The 26,938-nt window shown below is 72.9% G+C and carries 27 protein-coding genes; 17 read left to right on the top strand and 10 right to left on the bottom strand.

What is annotated here, in order from left to right:
- Nucleotides 1-17: 17 nt before the first annotated feature.
- The 3 genes from BSB02_RS03985 to BSB02_RS03975 are packed head-to-tail and all read left to right on the top strand — an operon-like array spanning nucleotide 18 to nucleotide 2,571.
- Nucleotides 18-761 carry a LytR/AlgR family response regulator transcription factor gene (locus BSB02_RS03985; RefSeq protein WP_084956826.1) on the top strand — a complete coding sequence of 248 codons (744 nt, stop codon included), beginning with the start codon at nucleotides 18-20 and terminating at the stop codon, nucleotides 759-761.
- The gene (locus BSB02_RS03980; RefSeq protein WP_084956824.1) at nucleotides 758-1,120 is read left to right on the top strand and encodes a hypothetical protein; all 363 of its coding nucleotides are present in this window, start codon (nucleotides 758-760) and stop codon (nucleotides 1,118-1,120) included. The genes BSB02_RS03985 and BSB02_RS03980 overlap by 4 nt, the downstream gene beginning before the upstream one ends.
- Nucleotides 1,102-2,571 carry a sodium:solute symporter family transporter gene (locus tag BSB02_RS03975; protein WP_084956822.1) on the top strand — a complete coding sequence of 490 codons (1,470 nt, stop codon included), beginning with the start codon at nucleotides 1,102-1,104 and terminating at the stop codon, nucleotides 2,569-2,571. Before BSB02_RS03980 ends, BSB02_RS03975 begins: the two co-directional genes overlap by 19 nt.
- Before the next feature lie 871 nt (nucleotides 2,572-3,442).
- Here BSB02_RS03975 and BSB02_RS03970 read toward each other — a convergent pair.
- Genes BSB02_RS03970 through BSB02_RS03960 form a run of 3 tightly spaced genes read right to left on the bottom strand, consistent with a single transcriptional unit; the run spans nucleotide 3,443 to nucleotide 4,955 of the window.
- Complete coding sequence (locus BSB02_RS03970; RefSeq protein WP_084956820.1) at nucleotides 3,443-4,021, bottom strand: dihydrofolate reductase family protein; 579 nt, start codon at nucleotides 4,019-4,021, stop codon at nucleotides 3,443-3,445.
- Between the two features lie 59 nt (nucleotides 4,022-4,080).
- Entirely contained in the window at nucleotides 4,081-4,581 is a 501-nt protein-coding gene (locus tag BSB02_RS03965; RefSeq protein ID WP_084957003.1) for a pyridoxamine 5'-phosphate oxidase family protein, read from the bottom strand.
- Complete coding sequence (locus tag BSB02_RS03960; protein WP_084956818.1) at nucleotides 4,578-4,955, bottom strand: DoxX family protein; 378 nt, start codon at nucleotides 4,953-4,955, stop codon at nucleotides 4,578-4,580. The genes BSB02_RS03965 and BSB02_RS03960 overlap by 4 nt, the downstream gene beginning before the upstream one ends.
- A 169-nt stretch (nucleotides 4,956-5,124) precedes the next feature.
- Between BSB02_RS03960 and BSB02_RS03955 the strand changes: the two genes are divergently transcribed.
- Nucleotides 5,125-7,797: an ATP-binding protein gene (locus tag BSB02_RS03955; RefSeq protein WP_158088547.1), complete on the top strand. Its 2,673-nt coding sequence runs from the start codon at nucleotides 5,125-5,127 to the stop codon at nucleotides 7,795-7,797.
- A gap of 72 nt (nucleotides 7,798-7,869) precedes the next feature.
- Here BSB02_RS03955 and BSB02_RS03950 read toward each other — a convergent pair whose 3' ends face one another.
- Entirely contained in the window at nucleotides 7,870-8,718 is an 849-nt protein-coding gene (locus BSB02_RS03950) for a deoxyribonuclease IV (RefSeq protein ID WP_084956814.1), read from the bottom strand.
- Nucleotides 8,719-8,785: 67 nt separating this feature from the next.
- Between BSB02_RS03950 and BSB02_RS03945 the strand changes: the two genes are divergently transcribed.
- Complete coding sequence (locus tag BSB02_RS03945) at nucleotides 8,786-9,388, top strand: hypothetical protein (protein ID WP_158088546.1); 603 nt, start codon at nucleotides 8,786-8,788, stop codon at nucleotides 9,386-9,388.
- A gap of 12 nt (nucleotides 9,389-9,400) precedes the next feature.
- Here BSB02_RS03945 and BSB02_RS03940 read toward each other — a convergent pair whose 3' ends face one another.
- Nucleotides 9,401-9,961 carry a DUF6624 domain-containing protein gene (locus BSB02_RS03940; RefSeq protein ID WP_143590199.1) on the bottom strand — a complete coding sequence of 187 codons (561 nt, stop codon included), beginning with the start codon at nucleotides 9,959-9,961 and terminating at the stop codon, nucleotides 9,401-9,403.
- 28 nt (nucleotides 9,962-9,989) lie between these two features.
- Nucleotides 9,990-11,495 (bottom strand): PucR family transcriptional regulator, encoded by a 1,506-nt coding sequence (locus tag BSB02_RS03935; protein WP_084956809.1) that lies wholly within the window; start codon nucleotides 11,493-11,495, stop codon nucleotides 9,990-9,992.
- A 132-nt stretch (nucleotides 11,496-11,627) separates the two neighbouring features.
- Between BSB02_RS03935 and uraD the strand changes: the two genes are divergently transcribed.
- The 9 genes from uraD (at nucleotide 11,628) to BSB02_RS03890 (ending at nucleotide 21,094) form a co-directional block, all read left to right on the top strand.
- Complete coding sequence (gene uraD, locus BSB02_RS03930; protein ID WP_084956807.1) at nucleotides 11,628-12,143, top strand: 2-oxo-4-hydroxy-4-carboxy-5-ureidoimidazoline decarboxylase; 516 nt, start codon at nucleotides 11,628-11,630, stop codon at nucleotides 12,141-12,143.
- Nucleotides 12,140-12,439, top strand: a complete 300-nt coding sequence (gene uraH / locus BSB02_RS03925) for a hydroxyisourate hydrolase (RefSeq protein WP_084956805.1) — start codon at nucleotides 12,140-12,142, stop codon at nucleotides 12,437-12,439. The genes uraD and uraH overlap by 4 nt, the downstream gene beginning before the upstream one ends.
- A gap of 6 nt (nucleotides 12,440-12,445) precedes the next feature.
- A complete protein-coding gene (gene pucL / locus BSB02_RS03920) occupies nucleotides 12,446-13,312 on the top strand; it encodes a factor-independent urate hydroxylase (RefSeq protein ID WP_084956803.1) in 867 nt (288 codons plus the stop codon).
- Nucleotides 13,313-13,317: 5 nt separating this feature from the next.
- Nucleotides 13,318-14,178 (top strand): FAD binding domain-containing protein, encoded by an 861-nt coding sequence (locus BSB02_RS03915; protein WP_084957001.1) that lies wholly within the window; start codon nucleotides 13,318-13,320, stop codon nucleotides 14,176-14,178.
- Entirely contained in the window at nucleotides 14,178-14,651 is a 474-nt protein-coding gene (locus tag BSB02_RS03910) for a (2Fe-2S)-binding protein (protein ID WP_084956801.1), read from the top strand. The genes BSB02_RS03915 and BSB02_RS03910 overlap by 1 nt, the downstream gene beginning before the upstream one ends.
- Complete coding sequence (locus BSB02_RS03905) at nucleotides 14,648-16,042, top strand: 8-oxoguanine deaminase (protein WP_206184493.1); 1,395 nt, start codon at nucleotides 14,648-14,650, stop codon at nucleotides 16,040-16,042. The genes BSB02_RS03910 and BSB02_RS03905 overlap by 4 nt, the downstream gene beginning before the upstream one ends.
- Nucleotides 16,039-18,360, top strand: coding sequence for a xanthine dehydrogenase family protein molybdopterin-binding subunit (locus tag BSB02_RS03900; protein WP_206184492.1), 2,322 nt, complete (start codon nucleotides 16,039-16,041; stop codon nucleotides 18,358-18,360). The genes BSB02_RS03905 and BSB02_RS03900 overlap by 4 nt, the downstream gene beginning before the upstream one ends.
- Before the next feature lie 144 nt (nucleotides 18,361-18,504).
- Nucleotides 18,505-19,920, top strand: a complete 1,416-nt coding sequence (locus BSB02_RS03895) for an NCS2 family permease (protein WP_084956799.1) — start codon at nucleotides 18,505-18,507, stop codon at nucleotides 19,918-19,920.
- Between the two features lie 22 nt (nucleotides 19,921-19,942).
- Nucleotides 19,943-21,094: an XdhC family protein gene (locus BSB02_RS03890; RefSeq protein WP_084956797.1), complete on the top strand. Its 1,152-nt coding sequence runs from the start codon at nucleotides 19,943-19,945 to the stop codon at nucleotides 21,092-21,094.
- Nucleotides 21,095-21,196: 102 nt separating this feature from the next.
- Here BSB02_RS03890 and BSB02_RS03885 read toward each other — a convergent pair whose 3' ends face one another.
- From BSB02_RS03885 to BSB02_RS03870, 4 genes are all read right to left on the bottom strand, one after another.
- Nucleotides 21,197-21,874 carry an NAD(P)-dependent oxidoreductase gene (locus BSB02_RS03885; RefSeq protein WP_084956795.1) on the bottom strand — a complete coding sequence of 226 codons (678 nt, stop codon included), beginning with the start codon at nucleotides 21,872-21,874 and terminating at the stop codon, nucleotides 21,197-21,199.
- The gene (locus BSB02_RS03880; protein ID WP_084956793.1) at nucleotides 21,871-22,845 is read right to left on the bottom strand and encodes an NAD(P)-dependent alcohol dehydrogenase; all 975 of its coding nucleotides are present in this window, start codon (nucleotides 22,843-22,845) and stop codon (nucleotides 21,871-21,873) included. Before BSB02_RS03880 ends, BSB02_RS03885 begins: the two co-directional genes overlap by 4 nt.
- A gap of 75 nt (nucleotides 22,846-22,920) precedes the next feature.
- Nucleotides 22,921-23,613, bottom strand: coding sequence for a TetR/AcrR family transcriptional regulator C-terminal domain-containing protein (locus BSB02_RS03875; protein ID WP_084956791.1), 693 nt, complete (start codon nucleotides 23,611-23,613; stop codon nucleotides 22,921-22,923).
- Nucleotides 23,600-24,772, bottom strand: coding sequence for a winged helix DNA-binding domain-containing protein (locus BSB02_RS03870; protein ID WP_240506157.1), 1,173 nt, complete (start codon nucleotides 24,770-24,772; stop codon nucleotides 23,600-23,602). The genes BSB02_RS03875 and BSB02_RS03870 overlap by 14 nt, the downstream gene beginning before the upstream one ends.
- A 185-nt stretch (nucleotides 24,773-24,957) precedes the next feature.
- Between BSB02_RS03870 and BSB02_RS03865 the strand changes: the two genes are divergently transcribed.
- The 3 genes from BSB02_RS03865 to BSB02_RS03855 are packed head-to-tail and all read left to right on the top strand — an operon-like array spanning nucleotide 24,958 to nucleotide 26,938.
- Nucleotides 24,958-25,320, top strand: a complete 363-nt coding sequence (locus BSB02_RS03865; protein WP_084956789.1) for an allophanate hydrolase-related protein — start codon at nucleotides 24,958-24,960, stop codon at nucleotides 25,318-25,320.
- The gene (locus tag BSB02_RS03860) at nucleotides 25,317-26,111 is read left to right on the top strand and encodes a hydroxypyruvate isomerase family protein (protein WP_084956787.1); all 795 of its coding nucleotides are present in this window, start codon (nucleotides 25,317-25,319) and stop codon (nucleotides 26,109-26,111) included. Before BSB02_RS03865 ends, BSB02_RS03860 begins: the two co-directional genes overlap by 4 nt.
- Nucleotides 26,108-26,938, top strand: a complete 831-nt coding sequence (locus BSB02_RS03855) for an NAD(P)-dependent oxidoreductase (protein ID WP_084956785.1) — start codon at nucleotides 26,108-26,110, stop codon at nucleotides 26,936-26,938. Before BSB02_RS03860 ends, BSB02_RS03855 begins: the two co-directional genes overlap by 4 nt.

Below are 26,938 nucleotides of genomic sequence, written 5' to 3'. Positions count from 1 at the left end.
TCCGGCAGCGTGTACCCATGCTGCGTGTGCTGGCCGTCGACGACGAGGAGCCCGCGCTGGAGGAGCTGGCCTACCTCCTGCGCCGGGACACCCGGGTGGAGCAGGTCCTCACCGCGTCCGACGCGGTCGCGGCCCTGCGGGACATGATGCGGATGATCGGCACGGGCGAGCGGCTGGACGCGATCTTCCTGGACGTGCGCATGCCCGGCCTCGACGGCCTGGACCTGGCCAGGCTCGTCGGCGGCTTCCCCGACCCGCCCAAGCTCGTCTTCGTCACCGCCCACGACGACCGCGCGGTGCAGGCCTTCGAGCTGGCCGCCGTCGACTACCTGCTCAAGCCCGTGCGGGCCGAACGGCTGGCCGAGGCGGTGCGCCGCGTCCAGGCCGCCGCCGAGCCCGCCGGCGAAGGCGAGCCGGGCGACGTCATCCCGGTCGAGCTGGGCGGGCGGATCAGGTTCGTGCCGCAGCAGGCGGTGTGGTTCGCCGAGGCCAAGGGCGACTACGTGCGCCTGCACACGGTCGACGGCAGCTACCTGGTGCGCATGTCGCTGGCCGCCCTGGAGCGGCGCTGGGCCGCCGCCGGGTTCATGCGGGTGCACCGCAGCACGCTCGTCTCCACCCGCCACGTCAGCGAGCTGCGCTTCGACCAGGGCAGGGTGCTGCTGACCGTGGGGACGGAGACGCTCACCGTGAGCCGCCGCCACAGCCGGCAGGTCCGCGAGCAGCTCGTCCACCAGCCCCGCGCGGGGCTCGCGCGGTGACCGCGCGCCGGGTGGCGGTCGTGCGCCGCCAGGCCACCCTCGGCCGTCCCCCCGGCCGAGAGTGGGGGAACGGCCCGGATCACGCCCTTGCCCGCGCCCTTGAGGCCGCCCCCGGCGTCCCGGGTCTGGAGGAGACGCGGCACGCGGACGTGACCGCCGTGCTCGCCGGGCAGCTGCGGGCGTCCCTGCCCACGCTCGCCGCGGTCTTCGGCGCGCTGGTCGGCCTGCCCGTCCTCGTCGCGCTGCTCGGCCCGGGCAGCGTGTGGCTGTCGCTGGCCGCCCATCCGATCTGGGTGGCGCTCGCCGTCCTCCACCTCAACCGCGCCGAGCGGCTGGAGCGATGCTCGCCGCCGCGCTGACCGGGATCGCCGTCGTCCTCGTCGTGTCCGTGATGGTCGGCACGGTACGGCCCCGCCGCTACGCCACCGTCGCCGACTTCTATGTCGCCGCCCGCACCGTGCCGCCGTTGCGCAACGGCGCGGCGATCAGCTCCGAGTTCACCTCCGCGGCGGCCTGCCTCGGGCTGGCCGGGATGATCGCCACGCACGGCCCGCAGATGCTGTGGTATCCGGCGGGCGCCGCGGCCGGGTTCGTGGTGCTGCTGGCGCTGGTGGTCGCCCCGCTGCGCCGCTCGGGCGCCTACACGCTGCCCGACTTTGCCCGGTGGCGGCTGGGCTCCGGCGCGGTGCGGCGCATGACGACCTGCGTCGTCCTCGCGGTCGGGGTGGTGTACCTGGTCGCGCAGTTCCACGCCGCCGGGCTGGTCGTCGGGCTGCTCACCGGGCTGCCGGAATGGGCGGGCTGGGCGGCCGTGGCCGTGCCGTCCGTCGCGGTGGCGCTGGCGGGCGGCGCCGGCAGCGTCACCAGCGTGCAGGCCACGCAGTTCTGGATGAAGCTGGCCGTCTTCTCCGGGGTCGCGCTGGCGCTGTGGGCCGCGTGGCACTGGGGCGCCGTGCCGGACGGGCCCTCGCGGCAGGCCGCCCCGGCGCCGGGCCCGGTCCGTCCGGAGATCCTGGCCGGCGCGGGCGACACCTCGCTGCCGGGCGTGCTGGCCGTCCTGCTGGCCTGCGCCCTGGGCGCCATGGGGCTGCCGCACGTCGTGGTGCGCGTCTACGCCAGCCCCGACGGGCGCGGCGCCCGCCGCTCCCTGGTGGCCGCCCAGGCGCTGCTGGCGGTGTTCTTCCTGCTGCCGCCCCTGTACGGGCTCCTCGGGCGGATCCACGTCCCGCACGCGCACCCCGACGAGGTGGTGCTGCTGCTGCCCTCGGCGATGCTGCCCGGGCCGGTGGGCGACCTGCTCACGGGCCTGCTGGGCGCCGGGGCGTTCGCGGCGTTCCTGTCGACCTCCTGCGGGACGCTGGCCTCCGTCGCGGGAGCCGTCTCCTCGTGTGTGACGCGGGCCAGCGTCGAGTCCTTCCGCGCCTCGGTCGCCGGCGTGGCCGCGCTCACGCTCGCCGTCTGCGGGGCGACCGACCACGGCGGCTCCGTGCCGCTGGTGCTGGCGGCCTTCAGCCTCTCGGCCGCGACGTTCTGCCCGATGCTCGTGCTGGGCATCTGGTGGCGCCGCCTGACCGACGCGGGCGTCGCGGCGGGCGTGGTCGTGGGAGGCGGTCTGACCGCGGGCCTGGTCTGCGCCGACCTGGTGGGTGTGAACTTGGGGCTCGCGTCCGCGTGCCCCGCGGCCTTCGCCGTCCCGCCTGCGTTCCTCGCGATGGTGCTGATGTCGCTGGTCACGCCCGATCGTGTACCGCCGGGCGTGGACGCCATGATGCTCAGGATGCACCTGCCGGAGGACCGCTCGCCGCGCTGAGACGACCGCTCGTCGCTCTGATACCCTCCGTATGGCTACGACTACGCACCGTTAGGCGAGCGGCGGGCGAAGAAGGTTTCAGGCACAAGATCGCGACCGTAGGGTCTACGGCATCGGAAAGCCAAGCCGCCGCGTGGAGGGGGCGAGCCGCAGGCTCGCGAGACGGCCCACCGCGACGGGAGCGCCGGTGACCCATCGGGTCGCCACGGCTGTCGGGCCCTTGACCGGGGGGTAGGGCCCGCCGGCCGCTCCGATGGAGGGATGTCCGCCGGGCCGCGGAGAGGACCGTGATCCGGCCTCACGGGGGCGGCCGGATCGCGGGGCGGACATCCCTACCTATGGCCCCGCCGGAGGCGGGGCGTGCTCGGGGCGCTCTGTTTACGGCCCCGCCGGAGCCGGGGGGTGCTCGGGGCGCCTTCAAGGCTCGCCCCTCGCGGCCTCGGGCGCGGGGCGCCCGAGGCAACCCTCAGGGGTGACTCTCAGGGGAGTGTCTCGGTTGCAATTTCAGGGGCGTGCTTCGGAGCGGGGCTTCTTCAGCAGTTCGATGTCGGCCTTGTAGTCGGCCGGCTTGCCGGGGATCTCGATGCACACCGGCACGCCCGCCGCCACGGGGTGGCGGAACAGCTCGCGGAACGGGTCGAGCCCGATCCTTCTCGGAGCCGCACCCGGCGGGCTCGGGAACCGCGCTGGACGGCCTTCCTCGGCTCGCGAGACGAAGGCCCAGCCGGCAAGCTGAACCCGCCGGCGGTGCGAACGTGGGTCCCGGCCCCGCGGTGATGTGGGGACGGAAGGAGATCTTGCCGAGAGACGAACGGTTCCTCGACAAGATCTCGGTTGAGAGGGCCGGTGGACGGGCAGCCGTCACGCGGCGCTAACGGCGGACTCGATACAGCAGGTGCAGCACCCGGTCGCCCTGGATCACCACGTGCGGGTCCTCCAGCAGATGCCGGCCGTCGACCGACCCGAAATACCGCTTGCCCAAGCCGAAGACCACCGGCACGACGTCCATCGCCACCTCGTCCACCAGGCCGAGGGCGAACGCCTGCCCGCCGACGTCGCCGGCCGCCACGGCGACGGTGCGCCGCCCCGCGAGCTCCTTGGCCTTTGCGATCGCCTGTGCCACGTCGTCGACGAAGTGGTACGACGCCTCAGGATGCCACCCGTCGGGCCTGGGCCGGTGCGACACCACGACCACGTGGTCGCCCGCAGGCGGCTTGCCTTGCCAGCCGTCGGTGATGTCGAACAGGCGGCGTCCTATGACCATCGCCCCGATTCCCGCCCACGTCGGCCGGACGTACTCGGCCGAGGCCTGCGAGACCTTCGCCGTGCCGCGTTCGTCGAGTGGGACGTCGCCGTTGGCGTACCAGTCGAACAGCGGGCCGACCTGGTCGTCGGGGTCGGCGATGAAGCCGTCCACCGACACGACGTTGTGCATCACTACTTTGCTCATCACTTCTCCTGGGCGTACCGAGGGTTTGATCTTGCTCATGTCCTGCCTGCTGCCGCAGCTCAGCCGATGCGGGCGGCAGGGGGCAGCGACACGTGGGTGCGGTGGTCGAAGGTCTGCCCGTGCGGGGCACAGGGAGTGCCGGACTCGTGCGGGCACAACGTCCAGTGCCGGGTGACGCGCGCCCGATAGAGGCGGTACGGCGCGGGCGGGCGCAGCCGGTCGGGCGGGACAGCCCAGCCGCCGCGTCCCGGGTCTCCTGGATAGACCGGGAGCCACCGGTCGAGGTCGCTCTCCTCGGCGGCGGTCGCCGCCATGTACACCGCCTGCCCGGCGCCGGGCTTCACCTGGGAGTCGAAGACCACGATGCTGATCTCGGGGCGCTCGGCGATGTTGCGTGAGTGGGCCGCCCCGGGCGTGGAGATCCACAGGAAGTCCCGGTAGCCGTCGTGCGCGAAGAAGACCGGGGTGACCCAGGGGGTTCCCGTCTGGTCGGCCGTGCCGAGCGTGAGGTAACGGTTGGCGTCGATGATCGCCCGTACGGTGTCCGCGAGGCTGCTCATCGCCGCCTGCCCCACACGATCAGCGCGGCCACCGTACCGAGGGCGAGGGGCAGCCACGGCTGCGTGTGCAGGATCGCGATGTTCGTGACGGCCGCGCCGGCCATCAGGCCGACCAGGCCCAGTGCGGCCATCCGGCACAGGCGCGGCACGAGCAGGCCGATCGCGGCGGCGACTTCCAGTGCTCCCACCAGGTAGCGGAACCACTGGCCGGCGCCGATGGCCTCGAACATGTCCACCATCGCCGGGTCGCCGGCGAGCTTGACCGCGCCGCCCATCGCGAACTGGACGGCGAGTACCGCTTGCCCCGCCCACAGAGCGATCGTCTTGGCCTTGCGGCGGGCGCGGGTCCGGGTGGGGGTGATCGTGGTAGTCATCGGTGACCTCCGGGTCGTCGTTGTGACGTCGATGTCCCCAAGCCTGCGCCGCCAGGCGGCAGCACTCATCCGTGGCGCCCACCGAACCGCCACCGAACCGCCACCGAGGCACCACCGAGAGACCGCCGACCTCCTACCGCCCATCCCGCGGATGCGCCATTCTGGGGTGATGGACGGTGAGATCTCCCCGAGGGAGGCCGAGGTCCTGGCAGCTGTCGGTGAGCACCTGTCCAATGCGCAGATCGCCGGGCGCCTGCGGCTTTCGGTGCGGACCGTGGAAAGTCACGTGGCCTCCCTGCTGCGCAAGTACGGCGTCGCCGACCGGCGGGCGCTGGCGGCGCACGCCGCTCTTCGAACCGTCCGGCCGGGCGAGATCAGCCGTCTGCCCGTGGGCCGCACGAGTTTCGTCGGCAGAGGCGCCGAGCGGGAGGCCGCCCTCCTCGCGCTGGCGGACTCGCGGTTGGTGACGCTGCTCGGCCCCGGGGGAATGGGCAAGACGCGGCTGGCGGCGGTGGTGGCCGGCGAGTATCCGGACGGCGGTGCCTTCGTCGACCTGGTCCCGGCCCGCGCGGGGCACGTCGTCCAGGCGGTGGCGGCCGCGCTCGGCGTGTCGGAGCGCCCGCCCAGGCCGCTCGAGCACACCGTGATCGAACATCTGGCTCCCGGACGGGCGCTGCTCGTCATGGACAACTGCGAGCACGTGATCGACGAGACCGGCGCGCTGATCGACCGTGTCCTGTCCGGCTGCCCCGGAGTACGGGTACTGGCCACCAGCCGGGAACGGCTGGGTGTCATGGGGGAACGGGTCATCCCGGTCTCCGCCCTTCCGCTACACACCGATGCGCGCCGGCTGTTCCTCGACCGCGCGCGTGCGATCGACGCGGCCTTCGACGCCCCGCCCGCGCTCATCGACGACCTGTGCGCCAGGCTCGACGGCATGCCGCTGGCCATCGAGCTGGCGGCCGCCCGCGCCGGGTCGCTGGGCGCGGCGGGCCTGCTGTCCGCGATCGAGGACCGGGCGCGGCTGCTGTCAGGCGGTCGCGGACCGGATGCGCGACACCGGTCGCTGCGATCGGTGCTCGACTGGAGCCACGAGCTGCTGGACGACGAGGAGCGGGCCGTGTTCCGGCGGCTGTCGGTCTTCTCCGGCGCCTTCGACCTGGACGCGGCCGCGGCGGTCTGCCCGGGGATGCCGCTCGCGGAGGTGGCCGACGTGGTGGGGCGGCTCGCCGACAAGAGCATGGTGGCCCGCCACGGCGAGCGCTGGCGGCTGCTGGACACCGTACGGGCCTACGCCGCCGAGCAGCTCGCCCTGTCGGCGGAGCCGGCCGGGACGCGCGCGGCCCGGTTGTCGTGGGCCGCGGACACGGCGCCCCGCCTCCAAGAGCGGCCGGTCACGGGCCCCGAATTCGACCGGGTGGCCGGAGAACTGCGCGCGACGCTGGCGGAGGCGGACGATCAGGCCGAGCCGGCGGGTGCCGCGCACCGCCTCGCCCGGTCACTGGCCCGGCTGACGTTCGGCAGAGGCGCGTTCGCGGAGGCGAGGGGTCACTACACGGCGGCCGCCCGGCACGCGGGCGACGTGGCCGAGGCGTGGCGGGACCTCCGGGACGCCGCCCAGGCCGCGGTGGCCGTGGCCGACGGGGAAGCCGCCTACGCGCTGATGATGGAGGCCGCCGACCTCGCCCGCCGGGCGCGTCCGCCGCGGCCCGATCTGCTCGCGTCCGCGCTGGCACACGCGGTGATCATCGCGGTGCGGTATCGGCCGGACGCCGAGGAGACCCGCCGAAGCCAGGCCGCCCTGCTGGCGGAGGCGCCCCCGGCGACCGACCCGCACGCCTCGGCACTGCTCCTGACCGCGCGCGCCTGGCACGAGGGCGGAGCCGGCCTCGCCCGCCAGGCCGTCGCCGCCGCCCGCGCCACCGGCGACGACGTGCTGCTGCTCGGCGCCCTCGACGCTCTGGCCACCGCGACCGCCCAGGCGGGCGACACGCGGGAGGCGCACCGGATCGGCGGCGAGCGACTCAAGCTCATCACCGCGCTGCCCGCCGACGACCCCGCGTCCGCAGCGGAGATCATCGACGCCTTCCACGCGGCCGGCACCGCCGCGATCGCCACCGGCGACCTGCCGGCGGCGCTGACCATCCAGCGGCGGTCCCGGACGGAGGACCCCATCGGCGCTCACCCGTACATCGCGGCGCCGCGGCGCATCCGGGTCCTGGCGTTGAGCGGCCGCTTCGACGAGGCCCTCGCGCACGCGGAGACCATGTGGAACGGCTGGCGCGGCGACGGCTCCCCGCGGATGACCTGGATGGCGTCCGCGGTGGCCATGGCCGCCCTAGTGCATGGACTGCGGCGATCCGACCGGTTCGAGCTGTGGCGAGCTCGCGCCACCGAGATGGCCGGCTGCTCAGACCCGGCCGACTCGCCCGAGCTCGCGGCGTGCATGGCGTTCGTCGACGCCAGGACCGCCGTGCACACCGGCCGCTTCGACGATGCCGAGTCCTTGGTCGAGCGGGCGTTCGCCGACTTCGCCGAACCGTGGTGGGCGGCCTACGCGCGGGCCGCAGGAGCCGAGCTCGCCGTCGCCGTCGGGCTGCCGGACCGCCGGGCTCGCCTCGCCGAAGCGGCGCCCTGCGCGGCGCAGAACGACTGGGCCGCCGCCTGCCTGGCCCGGGCCGGCGCCGAGGACGCCGCCGCGCTGAACGCCGCCGCGGCGCGGTGGGAACGCATCGACGCGGTCTTCGAGCGAGCGTGCACCCTGGCCCTGATCCCGGACCGCGCGGCCGAAGCCACCGCAACCCTTCAAGCCCTGGGCAGCCACGCCCCGGCCTCTCGCTGAACTGCACGCCGGGCTGACTCGCAGTCTCTGGTCGCCGAGACCGAACTCAGCCACGTCACCCTGAACGCACTCTCAGGGGCGTGCCTCGTCGCGGAGCTTCTTCAGCAGCTCGATGTCGGCCTTGTAGTCGGCCGGCTTGCCGGGGATCTCGATGCACACCGGCACACCCGCCGCCACGGGGTGGCGGAACAGCTCGCGGAACGGGTCCAGCCCGATGTGCCCCTGGCCGATCTTCTCGTGGCGGTCCTTCTTGGAGCCGCACCCGTCCTTGGAGTCGTTGGCGTGGATCAGCTTGAGCCGTCCGGGGGCGACCTTGTGCAGAGCCTCCAGCGTCTCCGCGACGCCGCCCTCGGCGGCCAGGTCGTGCCCGGCGGCGAAGGCGTGGCAGGTGTCGAAGCAGACCCCCGCCTTGGGGTGCCAGTCGAGCGCCGCCAGGTAGGGCTCCAGGTCCTCGACGGTGGCGCACAGCATCGCCCCCTGCCCGGCCATCGGCTCCAGCAGCAGGTCGGGGCCGTCGTCGGGCAGTTCCTCCAGCAGCGGCAGCATGTGCTCGCGCACCTGGGCCATGGCCGCCTCCCGCGGCTGGCTCACCGCCGAGCCGGTGTGCAGGACCACGCCCTTGGCGCCCGTCTGGACGCCGCGCCGGAGGGTGTAGCGGGTCAGCTCGACGGAGGCGGCCAGCGTGTCGGGGTTGGGGGAGCCGAAGTTCACCAGATACGGGATGTGGATGAAGCACTCCACCCCCGACTCGGCGAGCTTGGCGTCCTCCTCCGGCTTGCCCTCCGTGAGCGCCCAGGCGCGCGGGTTGGTGACGAACACCTGCATCATCTCGGCGCCGATGTCGGCCATGTACTTCAGGCCGCCCGTGGCCAGGCCGCCCGCGACGGACACGTGCCCGCCGATGAGGGATTGTGAGCTCATGATGGCCCTCAGTTTAGGCCCGAACTTCTGGCCGCCTCCCCGCGTCTGACCTTTCATGATCTTGCTGATGGCCGCCCTGCTGGCGATTCCCCAGAACTTCCTGCTGCTGGAGCGCGAGGCGCGCCAGGTGGACAACCAGGAGACCTGGTCGAAGATCAGTAACTCGCTGCGCAGGCCGCTGCTGCTGAACCCGTGCGAGCGCAAGCGCACCCCCGCCGACGGGCGGATCGCCGCCCGGCAGGTGGACATGTCGAGCTCCGCCCCTTCCTGGTACGGCGAGCAACTGGTCGTCTACCCCGACAGCCGGCAGGCGGCCGCCGCGGTCCGGCGGGTCCGCGCCGACCTCAAGCGGTGCGCTGTCTTCAAGGTGCCCAAGAGCAAGCGCGCGGAGAGCTACCCGGCCTTCCGCTACAAGGCCGCCGAGGTGCGGGTGGGCGACGACGCGGTGCTCGTGCGATCGGAGGCCTACGTCCGCGACGTCAAGAGCTGGACGGGATGGGAGCACTACGTGCTGGCCCGCCGGGGGAGCGCGGTGATGGTCTACCAGCTCAGCGACGCCGCGGTGAACAGCGAGGCCCAGGGCCGCCGCCAGGTCGTGCGGTGGGCCCGCGCGATGGCGGGCAAGGCGTGCGGGCTGGCCCTTCCCGAGCTGCCGCAAGGGCCGTGCTGACGTGCCCGGAGGTCAGCCCGGAGCCGACTGCAGCTCCTTGAGATAGTCCTTGAGCGGCTTGAGCCCCACCTCGGCCCGGCGCTTATCGACCTCGGCCTCGTTCTCGATGCCGACCCTGGGCCGCCACTTCCCCTCGGGCGTGGTCTCCCACTGCGTGCCGTACACCTGGGGCTTGCCCTCCGCCACCCGCACCCGGTCGACCAGGTAGGCCATCTCGCCGGGGTCGGCCTCACCCTCCTCGACCGCCTCGCGCATCAGCTCCAGGCCCCTGCGCTGCAGGTCCAGCCGGCGGTCGGCGTGCTGGACCAGCGCCCAGGCGGCGGTGGCGCCGTCCTTGCCGACCATGGAGAAGCCCGGCCAGCCGTACCGGCTCAGGATCTGCTCCATGCGGTCGGTGTTGGCCTTCTCCACGCGGTCCCAGTCCTCCTGGGAGGCGTCCATCGTGCGGTACTTCTGGTCCTCCTGGAGCATGCGCAGCAGCTCGGCGCGCAGCTGCGGATGGGTGGGCTCGCCCCGCCCGCAGGCCGACAGGAGCAGAGACGCCGCCAGGAGGCAGCAGACCAGTAACCGCATGATCACAACCGTACGCCGGTCCGGCCGGTCAGCCCAGACGCAGGGCCAGGAAGAAGTCCACCCGGTCCTCCAGGCGCGACAGGTCCCGGCCGGTGAGGTCCTGGATGCGCTGCACCCGGTAGCGCAGCGTGTTGACGTGGACGTGCAGCAGCTCGGCGGTCTTGGTCCACGACCCCGAGCACAGCAGGAACGCCTCCAGCGTGCGCACCAGCTCCGCGCGGTGCACCTGGTCGTAGGAGCGCAGCGGGTCCAGCAGCCGCACGCGGAACATGCGCCGCACGTCGTCGGGCACGGACGCCAGCAGCAGCACGTGGGTCGCCAGCTCCTCGTGCCCCACGACCGCGTCGGGCTCCGAGCGGCCCTCGGCCATCCGGCGGGCGTAGCGGGCCTCCTCCACCGCGCCGCGCAACCCCTCCACCGGCGCCGCCCCGCTGACCCCGACGGTCAGCCGCGCGCCGCCGAGGCCCGGCGCCAGGGCGTGGACCGCCTGCCGGATCTTCGCCGTCAGGTCCGTGTCGGCGGCCGGGACGAGCGCGATCGCCTCCTCGTGCTGGACGCCGATGACGGGCGGCGCGGCGCTGCCGTACAGGATCTCCCTGACCACCGAGCGCAGCTCGCCCGGGCGCAGGCCGCCGTGGGCGGTGGCGGCGACGGCGACGAAGCGCTCGGCCCCGGCCAGCCCGGTGACCTCCAGGCGGGGCAGGATGTCGCTGGGTTTGCCGTCGCTGAGCACCAGGCGGACGAGTTCCTGCGCGATGCGGCCCTCGGGGCTGTGCCGGTCGTCCTGCCGCACGCGCTCCAGGGCCGCCACGGCGGCCAGCTCCCCGGCCAGCGCCTGCCGTTCCTCAGGCCAGTCGGTGTAGCAGCCCTCGAAGGCCACGAACCAGTCGGCCACCCGCGAGGTGGTCTCCTCGTCGACCGGGAACAGCGAGTAGTCGCCGCGGGCGCACGGCAGCCGCTTGGCGGTGAGGAACGTCCGCGCCAGCACGGCGGCGGCCTCCTCCTCCAGCGGGTGCGATCCGGACACCACGCGGCCCAGCGGCGTCAGCACCCAGCAGCGCATGCCCAGGTCCCGGCCGATCATCTCCAGCACCGGGTCCAGGCCGCCGCCGGAGACCAGCTGGCGGTGCCGGTCCAGGACCGCCTTGACGTCGGAGGCCCGCGCCCCCGACAGCCGCCGCACGATGTGCTCGGTCACCTCGGCGAAGCCGACGGACGGTGAGACGTGGAAGAGCGGGATGCGATTCCTGGCGCAGGCCTGGACCAGGTCGTCGGGCAGGTCGCTGCCGCGCGGGTCGCCCGCGCCCACGGCCGCCACTCCGGCGCGGGCCAGGGCGGCGACGAAGGTCTCGCTGTCGTCCGGGGAGTTGCGCCAGATGAGGCCGGTCAGCACGAGCTCACCGCCGGACAGGTAGCGGCCGGGGTCGAGCAGGTCGGTGGTGACGACCCAGCGGATCGGGCGATCCAGGTCCTCCCGCCACACGACCGGCGACAGCCCCAGCTCGGGCATGTCGAGCAATGCGGTGAGTCGCATGTGAGGAAGGTAACTCACCGGCCGGTATGGGTTGAACTTGGAGCATGACACGAAAACCTCGCGGTCACCCCTCGTTCACTTCGGATTTCTTGCTGCTGGACCGGGCGGCGGGACGGCAGGTGTACTGCTGGCATGTCGAACGCGACCACCCTTGAGGGGCTCGCCGCCTTCAACGCGCTGAGCGCGGCGGACGCGGAGCGAGAGCTGCTGACCTGCTGCGCGTCCCGCGCCTTCGCCAGGCACGTGGCCGCGCTGCGCCCCTACCGCGATCTGGCCCAGCTGACCGCCGCGGCCGACTCCGCCGTGCGGGAGCTGGACTGGCCGGACGTGCTGGAGGCCCTCGGCGCCCACCCCCGGATCGGCGAGCGCAGGGCCGGAGCCGACCGGGAGTCCTCCTGGTCGCGGCAGGAACAGTCCGGCGTGCAGGACCACGTGAGAGCCGAGCTCGCCGAGGGCAACCGGGCTTATGAGGCCAGGTTCGGGCACGTCTACCTGATCTGCGCGACCGGGCTGACCGGCGAGGAGATGCTCGCCCGGCTCCGGGAGCGGCTGGGCAACGACGAGGAGGCCGAGCGCGCGGTGGTGCGCGACGAGCTCGCCAAGATCACCCGCCTGCGGATGGCCAAGCTGCTGGGGGGCGGCGCATGAGCTTCTCGACGCACGTGCTGAACGCGGTGACGGGACGTCCCGCCGCGGGCGTCCACGTACGGCTGGAGCACCAGGGCGAGGTGGTGGCCGAGGGCCGCACCGACGCCGACGGGCGGATCAAGGGCTGGAACCCCGGCGCGGGCGTGCACCGCGTGGTGTTCGACACCGGCTCCTACCTGGAGGAGACGTTCTACCCGGAGGTCGTGATCACCTTCACGGTCACCGACCCCGCCGAGCACTACCACGTGCCGCTGCTGCTCAGCCCCTACGCCTACTCCACCTACCGAGGGAGCTAACCGCACATGTCAGTCATCCTTGGCCCGAATCGGTACGGCAAGGCGGAGACGAGGGTCGTCCGCGTCGTCAGGGACGGCGGCGTCCACCACATCAAGGACCTCAACGTCAGCTCGGCGCTGTCGGGCGACATGGAGGCCGTGCACCTGACCGGCGACAACTCGGCCGTGCTGCCCACCGACACGCAGAAGAACACGGTCTACGCCTTCGCCGGCAAGCACGGCGTCGACCAGATCGAGGACTTCGCCCTGCTGCTGGCCCGCCACTTCGTCGACAGCCAGCCCACCATCCACCACGCCCGCGTGGCGATCGAGGAGTACGCCTGGGACCGCATCCCGGTCACCGGCCACTCCTTCGTGCGCGCCGGGCGCGAGGTGCGCACCTGCGTCGTCCACTACGACCGCGACGGCCGCGCCACGGTGGTGAGCGGGCTGAAGGACCTGGTGGTGCTCAACTCCACGGGGTCGGAGTTCCACGGCTACATCGTCGACGAGTACACCACGCTCCAGCCGACCACCGACCGCATCCTGGCCACGGCCGTCACCGCCCAGTGGCGGCACGCCGGCGACGGGCCGGGCTTCGGCAAATCCTACGAGCGGGTGCGCGAGAGCCTGCTGGAGGCCTTCGCCGACACCCACAGCCTGTCCCTGCAGCAGACGCTGTACGCCATGGGCAGGCGGGTGCTCGACGCCTGCCCGGAGGTCTGCGAGATCCGGATGGCGATGCCCAACAAGCATCACTTCCTGGTGGATCTGCGGCCCTTCGGCCTGGACAACGCGGGCGAGGTGTTCTACGCCGCCGACCGCCCCTACGGCCTGATCGAGGGCACGGTGCTGCGCGAGGACGCCCCCGACGCGGCCTTCGCCTGGGAGTAGTGATCATGGACTTCTTGCGCCCCACGACGTGGGAGGAGGCGCTGGCCGCCAAGGCGGACCAGCCGGAGGCGATGCCCATCCAGGGCGGCACCGACGTGATGGTCGAGATCAACTTCGACGTGCACCGGCCGCCGGCGCTGCTTGACCTGGGCCGGGTGCCGGAGCTGTTCACCTGGGAGCAGGTCGACGGCGTCTACCGGGTCGGGGCCGGCGTGCCGTACGTCAGGATCATCGAGGAGCTCGGCGAGGCGCTGCCGGGGCTCGCCCAGGCGGCCAGGACCGTCGGCTCGCCGCAGATCCGCAACCGCGGCACGGTCGGCGGCAACCTGGGCGCGGCCTCGCCCGCCGGGGACAGCCACCCGCCGCTGCTGGCGGCCGGGGCGATGATCGAGGTGGAGTCGCGCGACCGGGGCGTGCGCATGATCCCCGCCCACGAGTTCTACGTGGGCGTCAAGAAATCGGCCCTGGAGCCCGACGAGCTCATCAGGGCGTTCTGGACCAAGCCCGCGAGCGGCCCGCAGTACTTCTCCAAGGTCGGCACCCGCAACGCCATGGTCATCGCGGTGTGCTCCTTCGCCATCGCGCTGCACCCCGAGGAGCGGCGGGTCGGCACGGGCATCGGCTCGGCCGCCCCCACCCCGCGCCGGGCGCCGGCCGCCGAGGAATTCCTGGCCGCCGAGCTGGACTGGGACGCGCCGCTGGACCCCGCGGTGGTCAGGCGCTTCGAGGAGCTGGCCGCCCAGGCGGCCTCGCCGATCGACGACGTGCGCGGCACCGCCGACTACCGCAGACACGCCATCTCCGTGATGGCCCGCAGGACCCTCACCTGGGCCTGGAACGACTACCTGAGGAGGAGGGCAGCCTGATGCGGGTCAGCTTCACCGTGAACGGCCGCCGGGAGACCGTCGACGACGTGTGGGAGGGCGAGAGCCTGCTGTACGTCCTGCGCGAGCGCATGGGCCTGCCCGGCTCGAAGAACGCCTGCGAGCAGGGGGAGTGCGGCTCCTGCACCGTCTACCTCGACGGCACGCCGGTGTGCGCCTGCCTGGTGGCCGCCGGGCAGGCCGAGGGGCGCGAGGTGCGCACCGTGGAGGGCCTGGCCGACGGCGACCGGCTGGACCCGGTGCAGGAGGCGTTCGTGGAGTGCGGCGCGGTGCAGTGCGGGTTCTGCACGCCCGGGCTGGTCGTCCAGGCGCACGACCTGATCGAGCGGGTCGAGCAGCCCTCCGACGCCGAGATCCGCGAGGCGCTCGCGGGCAACCTGTGCCGCTGCACCGGCTACGAGAAGATCCTCGACGCGGTACGGCTGGCCGCGGCGCGGAAGGCCGCGGACCGATGATCCCCACGTCGACAATCATCGAGAACGTCCACATCGCGCCCGTCAGAGGCGAGGAGATCGAGTCCGGATATATCCGGATCGAGGGGGACCGGATCGCCGCGCTCGGCCCCATGAGCCAGGCGCCGGCCGTACGCGACGAGGAGCGGATCGACGGCTCCGGCTGCCTGGCCACGCCCGGCCTGGTCAACACCCACCACCACCTCTACCAGTGGGCCTCCCAGGGCCTGGCCCAGGACGCGACGCTGTTCGAGTGGCTGGTCGCGCTCTACCAGGTGTGGGCGGCCATGGACGCCGAAGTGGTGCACGGCGCCGCCTCCGCCGGGCTCGGCTGGCTCGCGCTGAGCGGCTGCACGACCTCCAGCGACCACCACTACGTCTTCCCCAAGGGCCGCGGCGACCTGTTCGCCGCCGAGGTGGAGGCGGCCCGGGAGATCGGCATCCGCTTCCACCCGGCGCGCGGCTCGATGGACCGCGGGCAGTCGCAAGGCGGCCTGCCGCCGGACGTCGTGGTCGAGCGGCTGGACGACATCCTGGCCGCCACCGCCGAGGCGATCGACGCCTACCACGACCCGTCCTTCTCCTCCAAGCTGCGCGTCGCGGTCGCGCCCTGCTCGCCGTTCTCGGTCAGCGCCGAGCTGATGACCGAGGCGGCGACGCTGGCCCGCGCCAAGGGCGTGCGCCTGCACACCCACCTGGCCGAGACGCTCGACGAGGACGAGCACTGCCTGGCCCAGATGGGCATGCGGCCCGTCGACTACATGGAGAAGCTCGGCTGGCTCGGCCCCGACGTGTGGTTCGCCCACACCGTGCACCTGTCCGACGCCGACATCGACAAGTTCGCCGCCACCGGCACCGGCTCGGCGCACTGCCCCAGCTCCAACGGCCGCCTCGGCGCGGGCATCGCCCGGGTGTCGGAGATGTTGCGGCGCGGCGCGAACGTGGGCCTGGGCGTGGACGGCAACGCCTCCTCCGAGCTGACCACGCTGTCCGGCGAGATGCGCCAGGCGCTGCTGTTCCAGCGGGCCAAGTACGGCCCGACCGCGCTGACCGCCCGCCAGGCGCTGAAGCTGGCCACCCTCGGCGGCGCGCGCAACCTCGGCCGCCACGACGAGCTGGGCACCCTGGAGGTGGGCAAGCTCGCCGACATCGTGCTGTGGCGCACCGGCACGCCGTTCGCCTCGGCCGTCGCCGACCCGGTCTGCGCGCTGGTGTTCGGCCCGCAGCCGCCGATCGCCCGCGTGCTCGTGGGCGGCGAGACGATCGTCGAGGACGGCGAGCTGAAGACCGTGCCGCAGGACGCCGTGGGCAGGGCGGGCGCCGACGCGCACCGCCGCCTCATGCGCCTGGCCCGGGACCAGGGCTTCGTCGTCGCCAAGGAGGTTCATCAGTGACGATTCCCTTGCGGGCGCCGCGCGACATCGCCGCGCCCGGCACCGGACGGGTGGGCGACAGCCCCCTGCGGCCCGACGGGACGCTCAAGGTCAAGGGCGAGTTCGCCTACTCCTCGGACCTGTGGATGGACGGCATGCTGTGGGGAGCCACCCTGCGCAGCCCCCACCCGCGCGCCAGGATCGTCTCGATCGACATCGCCGAGGCGCTCGCCCACCCCGGCGTGCACGCCGTCCTCACCCACGAGGACGTGCCGGGCCGCAAGCACTACGGCCTGGACCACACCTGGGACCAGCCGGTGCTGGCCATCGGCGAGGTCCGCCACCAGGGCGAGCCGATCGCGCTCGTGGCCGCCGACCACCCCGAGACCGCCCGCCGCGCCATGGACAAGATCAGGATCGAGTGGGAGGTGCTGGAGCCGCTGGTCGACGCCCGCCGGGCCGCCTTCGACCCTGCCTACCCGCAGGTCCAGGAGCGCAAGAACCCGGCCCGGCACCAGCCCGTGCGGGTCGGCGACGTGGCCAGGGCCAAGCAGGAGGCCGAGGTCGTCGTCACCGGCGTCTACGAGGTCGGCATCCAGGACCAGGCCTTCCTCGGCCCGGAGTCCGGCCTGGCCGTACCGGCCGAGGACGGCGGCGTGGACCTGTACGTCGCCACCCAGTGGATGCACAACGACCTCAAGCAGATCGCGCCCTGCCTCGGCCTGCCCGAGGAGAAGATCCGCATGACGCTGTCGGGCGTCGGCGGCGCGTTCGGCGGGCGCGAGGACCTGTCGATGCAGATCCACGCCGCGATGCTGGCGCTGCGCACCGGCCGCCCGGTCAAGATGGTCTACAACCGGCACGAGTCGTTCTTCGGGCACGTGCACCGGCATCCGGCGCAGATGCGCTACGAGTACGGCGCGACCCGCGACGGGAAGATCCTCTACGCCGACGTCGAGATCATCCTGGACGGCGGCGCCTACACCTCCGCGACGCTCAACGTCGTCGGCAACGCCGCGTCGCTCGGCGTCGGCCCCTACGAGATCCCGAACATCAAGATCGACGCTTACGGCGTCTACACCAACAACCCGCCCTGCGGCGCGATGCGCGGCTTCGGCGCGGTGCAGGCGTGCTTCGCCTACGAGTCGATGATGGACAAGCTGGCCGCCGCCTGCGGGCTGGACCCGGTGACCATCCGCCAGATCAACGCCTGCAAGCAGGGCTCCAAGCTGGCCACCGGCCAGGTCATCGAGGCCCCGCTGCCCATGGCCGAGATGCTCCAGACGGCGCGCGAGCTGCCCCTCCCGCCGCCGCTGGACCCCACCGACCTGCGCAACCTGCCCGGCGGCGCCTCGCAGACCACCCACGGCGAGGGCGTACGGCGCGGCATCGGGTACGGCGTGGGCATCAAGAACATCTGCTTCTCCGAGGGCTTCGACGACTACTCCACCGCCCGCGTGCGCCTGGAGGTCATCGGCGGCGAGGCGACCGCGCTCGTCCACACGGCGGCGGCCGAGGTGGGCCAGGGCCTGGTCACCATCGAGGCCCAGATCGCCCGCACCGAGCTGGGCGTCGACCGGGTCGTCATCCACCCGGCCGACAACCGGGTGGGCGACGCGGGATCCAGCTCCGCCTCGCGTCAGTCCTACATGACCGGCGGCGCGGTGAAGGTCGCCTGCGAGGCGGTCCGCGAGCGGGTCTTCGAGCTGGTCCCGGTACGGCTCGGCCGTACATATCCGGATTTGTCGCTCGAAGGCGGCAAGGTGGTCTCCGCCTCAGCCGGAGTCCTGGCCTCCATCGAGGACGTCCTCGGCGAGGAGGTCATCGAGGAGACCCGCGAGTTCCACCACCACCCGACCACCGGCATGGACCCGGTGACCGGGCAGGGCAGCACGCACACCCAGCTCGCCATGTGCGTCCACCGCGCGGTGGTCGACGTGGACGTCGAGCTGGGCCTGGTGAAGGTCGTCGAGCTCGCCGCCGTCCAGGACGTCGGCAAGGTCATCAACCGCGTGTCGGTCGAGGGCCAGATCCACGGCGGCAGCGCCCAGGGCCTGGGCCTGGCCGTCATGGAGGAGATCGTCGTCACCGGCGGCAAGGTGCGCAACCCGTCCTTCACCGACTACCTCATCCCCACGGTCCTCGACATGCCGCCCATGCGGCTGGAGATCCTCGAGAACGCCGACCCGCGGGCCCCATACGGCCTGCGCGGCGTGGGAGAGCCACCCACGCTCTCCTCCACCCCCGCCATCGTCGCGGCCATCCGCGACGCGACGGGGCTCGATCTCAACCGAGTGCCGGTGCGGCCGGAGCACATCACCAGCCCGGCGGCGCCGTAGCGGAGTGACACCACTCCGGGTGAGTTGATCAACAGGGGCAGCCCGCACCCCCCGTTCAGCGGGACAGACTCCACAACCGCACCCGCGCGGAGGGACCCAGGAGGGTCCCTCCGCAGGTCGACCACGCCCGAGGAGGGCCCGGCCATGACCCAGCTCAAGCAGCCCAGACCAGAGACCGGCCAGTCGCCGCTCGACCGGTTCTTCGACCTCACCGGCCGGGGGACCACCGTCGGCAGGGAGGTGCGCGGCGGCGTCACGACGTTCGTCGCCGTCGCCTACATCATCCTGCTCATCCCGATCATCCTCAGCGGCGCCAAGGACGTGACCGGCGCCTCGCTGTCCGTCCCGCAGCTCACCACCGCCGTCGCCCTGTCGGCGGCGCTGACCACGATCCTCATGGGCCTGGTGGGCAACGCCCCCTTCGCCCTGGCCTCGGGGCTGGGCGTGGCGCCCGTCGTGGCCTTCCAGGCCGCCCCGCACATGACCTGGGACCAGGCGATGGGGCTGGTCGTGCTGGAAGGCGTGGTCATCGTCGTCTTCGCGCTCACCGGCATCCGCCAGCTGATCATGGATGCCATCCCCACGCCGATCAAGCACGCGATCGGGGTCGGCATCGGCATGTTCATCGCGCTCATCGGCCTGGTGGACGCCGGGTTCGTCGGCCGGGGCGAGGGCACCCCGGTCACGCTCGGCGCCGGCGGGCACCTGTCCGGCTGGCCGGTCGCGGTGTTCTGCGCCGGGCTGCTGCTCATGCTGGCGCTGTACGTCCGGCGCGTGCCCGGCGCGATCCTCATCAGCATCATCGCCGCCACGGCGCTGGCCGTCGTCGTCAACTCGATGGTCGGCGGGCTCAAGTGGGGCGTGGTCACGCCGCAGTTGCCCGAGCAGGTCGTCGCCAGTCCCGACTTCGGCCTGCTGCTGAACGTGGACCTGTTCGGCGGCTTCGCCTCGGCGGGCGTGCTGACGGCCACGGTGGTGCTGTTCACGCTGGTGCTGTCGGGCTTCTTCGACGCGATGGGCACCATCCTGGGCGTGGGCGAGGAGGCGGGCCTGACCGACGAGCAGGGCCGCGTCAGGGGCATCGGCAGGATCCTCACCATCGACGGCCTCGGCGCCGTCATCGGCGGCGGCACCGGCGCGTCGGCCAACACGGTCGTCGTCGAGTCGGCCGCGGGGGTGGGGGAGGGCGCTCGCACCGGCCTCGCCAGCCTCGTGACCGGCGCGCTGTTCGCCGCCGCCATGTTCCTGACGCCGCTGGCGGCCGTGGTGCCCGCCCAGGCGGCGGCCCCGGCGCTGGTGCTGGTCGGCGCGCTCATGATGACGGCCGCCCGGAAGATCTCCTGGGACGACCTCCAGGTCGCCGTCCCGGCCTTCCTCACCATCGCGCTGATGCCGTTCACCTACTCGATCACCAACGGCGTGGGCGCCGGGATCGTCGCCTACACGCTGATCAAGGCGGCCTCCGGGAAGGCCCGCGAGATCCACTGGCTGCTGTGGGTGATCAGCGCGATCTTCGCCGGCTACTTCGGCATCGAGTTCATCGAGAACCTGCTCGGCTAGGTGTCTTTTCCGGAGGTACGGCATGCGCGAGATCGCCGGTGAGCTGCGCGGCTGGCTGGCCGAGGGGCGCCGCTTCGCGGTCGCGTCGGTGACCGCCGTCAGCGGCAGCGCCCCCCGGGAGGCGGGCGCGGCCCTGGCCGTGGCCGAGGACGGCACCGCCGTCGGCAGCGTGTCCGGCGGCTGCGTCGAGGGCGCGGTCTACGAGCTGTGCCTCCAGGCGCTCCAGGGCGGGCGGCCGGTCAGGCAGACCTTCGGCTACAGCGACACCGACGCCTTCGCCGTGGGGCTGACCTGCGGCGGGGTCGTCGAGGTGCTCGTCTGGCCGGTCCAGGTACGGCAGGCCGCCGTGGTGGACGCCTACCTGGAGGCGGTGCTCGCCGGGGAGCCGGTCGCCCTCGCCCGCGTCCTGCCAGGAGAGCCGGGTTCGCCGGGCTCTCCTGGCTCCCTGAGCTCTTCCGGCTCCCGGACCGGGGTCGTGGCCGTCTGGGCGGACCGGCACGCCGGGAGCCTGGGCGAGGACGAGTTGGACCCCGTGGTCGTGGCCGAGGCCAGGGCCATGCTGGAGGCCGGGCGGACCGGGCCGCGCGAGCTGGGCTGCGACGAGCGGCGCGCCGAGGTGTTCGTCGAGACGCACACCCCGCCACCCCGGCTGCTGGTGTTCGGCGCGATCGACTTCGCCGCCGCCCTGGCCCGGGCGGGCCGTTTCCTCGGCTACCACGTCACCGTGTGCGACGCCCGCCCGGTCTTCGCCACCGCCGCCCGCTTTCCCGACGCCCACGAGGTGGTCGTGGACTGGCCGCACCGTTACCTGGAACGCACCCGCGTCGACGCCCGCACGGTGATCGCCGTGCTGACCCACGACGCCAAGTTCGACATCCCGGTCCTGGCCCGCGCGCTGCGCTCCCCGGCGTGCTACGTCGGGGCGATGGGCTCCCGCCGTACCCACGAGGACCGGATGCGGCGGCTGCGGGCCACCGGGCTGGACGAGGCCGAACTGGCCAGGCTCCGTTCGCCCATCGGCCTGGACCTGGGCGCCCGCACCCCCGAGGAGACCGCCCTGTCCATCGCCGCGGAGTTCGTGGCGCTGCGCCGGGGCGGCTCCGGCCTGCCGCTGTCGGCAACCTCAGGCCCCATCCACGCCAGAACCACCGCCCGGATGCGCATGGCAGGCTGACCGGCGGGGCTTCCCGGCGGGCTGACTCGCGCCGGCGGTAGGCGCGGACCTTGGCGATGCTTCCGCAGCCGCGCGCGCCGGTGGGACCCTCGGCCGCGGAGGTCAGGCGTGGGCCAGCGCCGACGGCGTCCGGCAGCCCACGATCGCCGGAGCCTCGCGCACCAGCGAGTCGTCCGTGAGCGCGGCCACCATGAACAGCGCGTAATCGATCCGCCTGGTCATGTTGCCGGCCAGGATCGGGTCGCCCACGCGCCGGCTCCAGACCGGCAGCCCCTCGCTCTCGCCCTCCTCCAGGTCGCTGCCGCGCACGACGGTCCAGCGGGTGTCGCTGGCGAAGATCCGCCGGCAGGCCTCGACCTGGTCGTCGAGGTCGGCGATCCGGGCCAGCTTGACCAGCGGCATGAGCAGCTTGACGATCAGCCGGATCTTCCACGAGTACACGTCCTGCCCGTCCCGCGTGATGTGCCATCCGCAGGAGAAGACCAGCCGCGCGCCCGGCTCGGCGAAGTCCAGCACCGCCTGGGCGGTGCCGGTGCTGTAGTGATGCACCCCCCACGGCACGAGCACGGTCAGCACCCCGTCGCACCCGGCGACGGCCCGCTCGATGACGGCGCGGTCGTCGGTACGGCCCGGCATGATCGTGATGAGGTTGCGGTAGTCCGCCAGCTTGCCCACGCTCTCCGGGCGGCAGACCCCGACCACCTCGTACCCCCGGTCCAGGCAGTGCTGGATCATGTAGCGCCCCAGCTTGCCCGACGCGCCGATGATGCAGACCTTCATGCGATCCCCCCGATGACGACCTTGCCGCGCGCGTGGCGGCTCTCTACGTACCGCAGCGCCTGCGGCGCCTCGGCGAACTTGTAGGTGCGGTCGAGCACGGGCCGCACTCGCCCCGCCTCGATGAGCGCCGCCAGCCTCCGCAGCGCCTCCCCGGTGGGCGTCCAGCTCACGCCCACGATCCGCTGGCTGACGAAGCGGCTCAGCAAGCCGCCGAGCACGATCTGGGGAATGGGGCCGAGCAGCCGCCCGCCCGCGTCCATCCCGCCGACCAGCGCCAGGGTGCCCCCGGGCACGACGACCCGGCGCATCTCCCGCAGCGAGTGGTTGCCGATGAGATCCACGAGCAGGTCGTGGCGTCGGCCCGAGCGGGTGAAGTCCTCGCGCGTGTAGTCCACGACGTGATCGGCGCCCAGCGAGCGGACCAGCTGCGCGTTGCGCCCGCTGCACACCGCGGTGACCTCGGCGCCGTAGGCATTGGCGATCTGCACGGCGAAGGTGCCGATGCCGCCCGCGGCCCCGTTGATCAGCACCCGCTGCCCGGTCCGCAGCCCGGCCAGCGCCTTCAGCGCGGTCTGCCCGGCCATGGGAACCGCCGCCGCCTCCTCGAAGGAGAGCGTGCCGGGCTTGGCGGCCAGGCGCTCGGCGGGCACGCAGGCCAGCTCGGCGAAGGCGCCCAGCTTGGTCTCGCCGAAGACCTCGTCGCCCGGCCGGAAGGCGCTCACGCCCGGGCCGACGCGCTCGACCACGCCCGCCAGGTCGGCGCCGAGGATCGACCCGGGCTTAGGCCGTCTGAATCCGGCGTAGAGCCGGACGATCTGCGGGTCGGAGCGCAGGTGGCGCCAGTCGTAGGGGTTGACCGAGGCCGCCCGGACGCGCACCAGCACCTCGCCGTCCCCGGGCTCGGGCGCGGCGAGGTCGCGCAGCTCCATGACGTCGGGAGGGCCGTAGCGGTCCCACGTCCACGCCTTCATACGCTGTAAGGTTCCCATACGCCATAAGGCTGCCATACGGCGTAAGGAAGTCAAGAGGGGAAGCTGAGAGGATTCTCAGGCGGTGCGGCGGCGCTCGAGGCCGTCGAGGAGCACATCCAGCCCGAACTCGAACTCGGCCTGATCGTCACACCAGCTCAGCGTGGTGTCCGGGTCGTCGTGGACGATCGCCGCCATCATTCCGGCGAGGTTGGGGAACCGCTCGGCCATCTGCGCCATCATCTCGGGATCGTCGCCGCCCGCCTCGTCCGGCTGGAACAGCTCCTGCGCGAAGCCGAGCGCGCGGCTGCCCAGCGCGTGCAGCGCGTGGTGGGCGAGGTCCCAGGAGAAGCCGCCCGCCCGCAGGATGCCGAGCACGCCGTCGTAATAGGCGACCGTCGGCAGGGCGATGGAGGTGCGGGTCTGGAAGACCGCGGGCGCCCAGCGGTGGCGCAGCAGCACCTGGCGGGCGGTCAGGATGCGCGTGCGCAGCGCGCCCCGCCAGTCGTCGGCCGGGTCGGGACCCGCGGCCTCCTCGACGGCGGCCAGGATCTCGCCGACCACCACCTCGATGAGGCCGTCGAGGATCGCCTCCTTGTTGGCCACGTGGTGGTAGAGCGACATGGGCTCGACCCCGAGCTCGGCCGCCAGCCGGCGCATGGTGAGCGACTCCACGCCGTGCTCGTCGGCGATCGCGACGGCGGTGCGCAGGACCCGGCGCCTGCTCAGCGGCACGCGCGGCTGCGCCTCGGTCTCCTCATCGATCCACATGGGACAGCCTACGCTCCAGGGGAGTGCGGAACCGCGGTGTGATCTTCGTTCCGCCCAGCCACTTGGCCAGCGCCGCCGCCTCGGCCTCGATCAGGGTGCGGGCCTCGGCGCCGACGTCCTCCAGCAGCTCCCAGACGATCTCGCCGCCCGGCCTGGTCGCCCAGCCGCCGACGATCCGCCCGTTCCACCACACGGTCGGCCCGATGTTGCCGCTGCGGTCGAACAGCGCGGCCCGGTGCTCCTCCGGAAGGTACCAGTCGCGCTGCTGCCAGCCCATCGGCGTGGGATCGAGCGCGGGCAGCAGGGCCGCCCACGGCTCCGGCCCGTCCACCGGCTCCAGGTCGTCCGGCAGCACGTAGCCGGTGCCCTCCTCCAGCTCGACGGGCACCGCGCCCACGGCGGCCAGCGCCCTGCGCACCTCGCCGAGCGTCCAGCCGGTCCACCACTTGACGTCGGCCTCGGTGCCGGGCCCGAAGGCCGCCAGCCACAGCCGCACCAGTTCCGCCTGTGCCTCGGGCGCCGTCAGCTCCGGCCTGGTCAGCTCCGCCGGGGTGACCGCCCACGTGTGCAGCGCGCTCACCCACGTGCCTCCCGCGCGGCCCCGCCGTACCAGAGCGCCGTCCATGGCCATGAGCGGCAGCAGCCGCGAGCCGACGGTCTGCGTGGCCTCGTAGCTCTTGCCCACGGCGAAGCGCATGCGCTCGTTCAGGCGGGGCTCTGCCGCCGCCAGATCGGCCGTGCCGAGCTCGCCGCGCTCGGCGAGCACCCGCAGCACGCTCGCCTCCACCTCGGCCAGCTGCTCGGCCGTCCACGACAGCCCGCCCTGGGACATCTGCTTGAGCAGGTTCCTTCTCTCCCGTACGGCTATCGCCGCCGTCGAGGAGCGCTGCACCACGGGCACCAGCTCGGCCGGGACCACGAAGAGCGTGCGCCGCATGCCGTGCATGCGCACCAGCGTGCGGTCCTCGAACAGGGCGCGCTCCACCGGCTCGGGACCGGCCGACTCCGTCCGCCCGGCGGCGCTCAGGAACACGGTCGCCGGATCGGTGGCGTGCAGCACCACCACCGACCGGACGGCCTCCTCCACCGTGGCGGCGGGCTTGGCCAGCCGGTGCCGCACGCCCAGCCGGGCGCGCCGTTCCGCGACCGTGATCCGCACGATTCCTCCCAGACCGGCTTGGACTAACACACAAGGCGACCTTCATCTTGGCACGCCGAGTTTCGGAGGTCCTGCCGCTAGACCCGCCGGAGCCGGGCTGTGTGTACTGAGTGTCACGAGCCAGCAGGTACCGCGCTGCCGCGCCAGGCAGACCTACGGGCCTCCCCTTCGACAGAGGACCTGCGATGGCACTGATGTTCCTCAACGGCGGCGCCATGCGTGGTGGTCCGCTCCACCACCTGCTCGACGGCGCCCCGCTCGTGGCGGAGACCACCACGGCGCCCAAGTACCGCTTCTACTCCGTCGGCGGCCGCTTCCCCGCCCTGGCGCCCGTCGCGCACGGCGGCGGCGCGATCGCGGGAGAGCTCTACGACGTCCCCATGGACGTCCTGCGCGACCGGCTGCTGCCCGCCGAGCCGCCCGAGCTGGAGCTGGGCGTCATCGAGCTGGCCGACGGCCGCTCGTCGCTGGCGATGCTGCTGCGCCGCCCGGTCACCTCGCACGCCGAGCTGGTCGACATCACCGAACACGGAAAGTGGATCCGATGAGATTCGACGTCAACTGCTCGATCCTGTTCACGCACCTGCCCGTGCTCCAGCGGCCCGAGGCCGTCAGGAGCGCCGGGTTCGACGGGGTGGAGTTCTGGTGGCCGTTCGCGGCGGCCGTACCCGGGGACAAGGAGGTGGATGCGTTCGTCGCCGCCGTCGAGGACGCGGGGGTGCGGCTGGTCGGGCTGAACTTCGCCGACGACATCCCCGAGGGCGGGCGCGGGCTGTTCTCCCGCCCGGCCGACGTCACGCGGCTGCGCGACAACATCGACGTGGCCGTCGGCATCGCCGGACGGCTGGGCTGCAAGGCGCTCAACGCCCTCTACGGCAACCGCGCCGAGGGGGTCGAGCCGCGCCAGCAGGACGAGCTGGCGCTGGAGAACCTCCGGCTGGCCGCGCGCAAGGCCGCCTCCATCGGCGCGGTGGTGCTGGTGGAGGCACTCAACGGCTACGAGTCGCCGTCCTATCCGCTGGTGTCGGCCCGGGCCGCGCTGGAGGTCGTCGACGCCGTCGGCGAGCCGAACGTCCGCTTCCTGTGCGACCTGTACCACCTGGCCCGGATGGGCGAGGACCTGGAGGCGGCGCTGCGCGACCCCCGGGTGGGGCACGTGCAGATCGCCGACAACCCCGGCCGGGGCCGTCCGGGCACGGGCGAGCTGCCGCTGGCCGAGCTGCTGAAGGGCTACGACGGCTGGGTGGGCCTCGAATACAAGGATCCCGACCTCGACTTCGACTGGATGTCGTCGTGGGAGCTTGCGACCACGACCGGGAAAGAGGAGTTCGATCAGTGAGGATTGGTTTCATCGGCCTCGGCATCATGGGCCGTCCCATGGCCGGGCACCTGGTCAGGGCCGGGCACGAGGTCAAGGGCTACGACCTCAAGGAGGTCGCCTTCGGCGGCCGGTTCGCCACCAGCGTGGCGGACGCCGTGCGCGACGCGGAGGTCGTCATCACGATGCTCCCCGCCGACCCGCAGGTCGAGGCCGTCTTCCCGGACATCGTGGCCAACGCCCCGGCCGACGCGCTCTACATCGACTTCTCCACCATCACCCCGCAGACCTCCCGCAGGCTCGCCGAGCAGCGGAAGCGCACCCTCGACGCCCCGGTCTCCGGCGGCGAGAAGGGCGCGGTCGACGGCGTGCTGTCCATCATGGTCGGCGGCTCGGAGGAGGACTTCCAGGCCGCGCTGCCGATCTTCGAGGCGGTCGGCAAGACCTACCGGCTCGTCGGCGGCCCCGGCGCCGGGCAGTTCGTCAAGGCCGCCAACCAGCTCGTCGTCGGCGGCACCTACGCGCTCCTCGCCGAGGCCATCGTGCTCATGGAGGCGGCGGGCGTGGACGCCGAGGCGGGCCTGGACGTGCTCGCCGGCGGCCTGGCCGGCAGCCGCATCCTGGAGCTCAAGCGCAGGTCGATGCTGGCCAGGGACTTCACGCCCGGCTTCCGCATCGACCTGCACCACAAGGACATGGGGATCATCCTCGACGCCGCTCGCACCGCCGAGGTGTTCGTCCCGATGGGCGCGCTGACCGCCCAGCTGATCGCCGCCGCCCGTGCCCAGGGGTACGGCTCGCTCGATCACTCCGCACTGCTGAAGGTCGTCGAAGGGCTGTCACGATGA

The organism is Thermoactinospora rubra (genome assembly GCF_002093975.1).
GTDB classification, from domain to species: Bacteria; Actinomycetota; Actinomycetes; order Streptosporangiales; family Streptosporangiaceae; genus Nonomuraea; species Nonomuraea rubra_A.
This window is presented reverse-complemented; position numbering and strand designations above follow the sequence as displayed.

Bases quoted from the DNA above. Each gene is read 5' to 3' on its own strand.
- BSB02_RS03985 (WP_084956826.1), top strand. From the start codon at position 18: ATGCTGCGTGTGCTGGCCGTCGACGACGAGGAGCCCGCGCTGGAGGAG.
- BSB02_RS03975 (WP_084956822.1), top strand. From the start codon at position 1,102: ATGCTCGCCGCCGCGCTGACCGGGATCGCCGTCGTCCTCGTCGTGTCC.
- BSB02_RS03970 (WP_084956820.1), bottom strand. From the start codon at position 4,021: ATGAGCAAAGTAGTGATGCACAACGTCGTGTCGGTGGACGGCTTCATC.
- BSB02_RS03965 (WP_084957003.1), bottom strand. From the start codon at position 4,581: ATGAGCAGCCTCGCGGACACCGTACGGGCGATCATCGACGCCAACCGT.
- BSB02_RS03960 (WP_084956818.1), bottom strand. From the start codon at position 4,955: ATGACTACCACGATCACCCCCACCCGGACCCGCGCCCGCCGCAAGGCC.
- BSB02_RS03955 (WP_158088547.1), top strand. From the start codon at position 5,125: ATGGACGGTGAGATCTCCCCGAGGGAGGCCGAGGTCCTGGCAGCTGTC.
- BSB02_RS03950 (WP_084956814.1), bottom strand. From the start codon at position 8,718: ATGAGCTCACAATCCCTCATCGGCGGGCACGTGTCCGTCGCGGGCGGC.
- BSB02_RS03945 (WP_158088546.1), top strand. From the start codon at position 8,786: ATGGCCGCCCTGCTGGCGATTCCCCAGAACTTCCTGCTGCTGGAGCGC.
- BSB02_RS03940 (WP_143590199.1), bottom strand. From the start codon at position 9,961: ATGCGGTTACTGGTCTGCTGCCTCCTGGCGGCGTCTCTGCTCCTGTCG.
- BSB02_RS03935 (WP_084956809.1), bottom strand. From the start codon at position 11,495: ATGCGACTCACCGCATTGCTCGACATGCCCGAGCTGGGGCTGTCGCCG.
- uraD (WP_084956807.1), top strand. From the start codon at position 11,628: ATGTCGAACGCGACCACCCTTGAGGGGCTCGCCGCCTTCAACGCGCTG.
- uraH (WP_084956805.1), top strand. From the start codon at position 12,140: ATGAGCTTCTCGACGCACGTGCTGAACGCGGTGACGGGACGTCCCGCC.
- pucL (WP_084956803.1), top strand. From the start codon at position 12,446: ATGTCAGTCATCCTTGGCCCGAATCGGTACGGCAAGGCGGAGACGAGG.
- BSB02_RS03915 (WP_084957001.1), top strand. From the start codon at position 13,318: ATGGACTTCTTGCGCCCCACGACGTGGGAGGAGGCGCTGGCCGCCAAG.
- BSB02_RS03910 (WP_084956801.1), top strand. From the start codon at position 14,178: ATGCGGGTCAGCTTCACCGTGAACGGCCGCCGGGAGACCGTCGACGAC.
- BSB02_RS03905 (WP_206184493.1), top strand. From the start codon at position 14,648: ATGATCCCCACGTCGACAATCATCGAGAACGTCCACATCGCGCCCGTC.
- BSB02_RS03895 (WP_084956799.1), top strand. From the start codon at position 18,505: ATGACCCAGCTCAAGCAGCCCAGACCAGAGACCGGCCAGTCGCCGCTC.
- BSB02_RS03890 (WP_084956797.1), top strand. From the start codon at position 19,943: ATGCGCGAGATCGCCGGTGAGCTGCGCGGCTGGCTGGCCGAGGGGCGC.
- BSB02_RS03885 (WP_084956795.1), bottom strand. From the start codon at position 21,874: ATGAAGGTCTGCATCATCGGCGCGTCGGGCAAGCTGGGGCGCTACATG.
- BSB02_RS03880 (WP_084956793.1), bottom strand. From the start codon at position 22,845: ATGAAGGCGTGGACGTGGGACCGCTACGGCCCTCCCGACGTCATGGAG.
- BSB02_RS03875 (WP_084956791.1), bottom strand. From the start codon at position 23,613: ATGTGGATCGATGAGGAGACCGAGGCGCAGCCGCGCGTGCCGCTGAGC.
- BSB02_RS03865 (WP_084956789.1), top strand. From the start codon at position 24,958: ATGGCACTGATGTTCCTCAACGGCGGCGCCATGCGTGGTGGTCCGCTC.
- BSB02_RS03860 (WP_084956787.1), top strand. From the start codon at position 25,317: ATGAGATTCGACGTCAACTGCTCGATCCTGTTCACGCACCTGCCCGTG.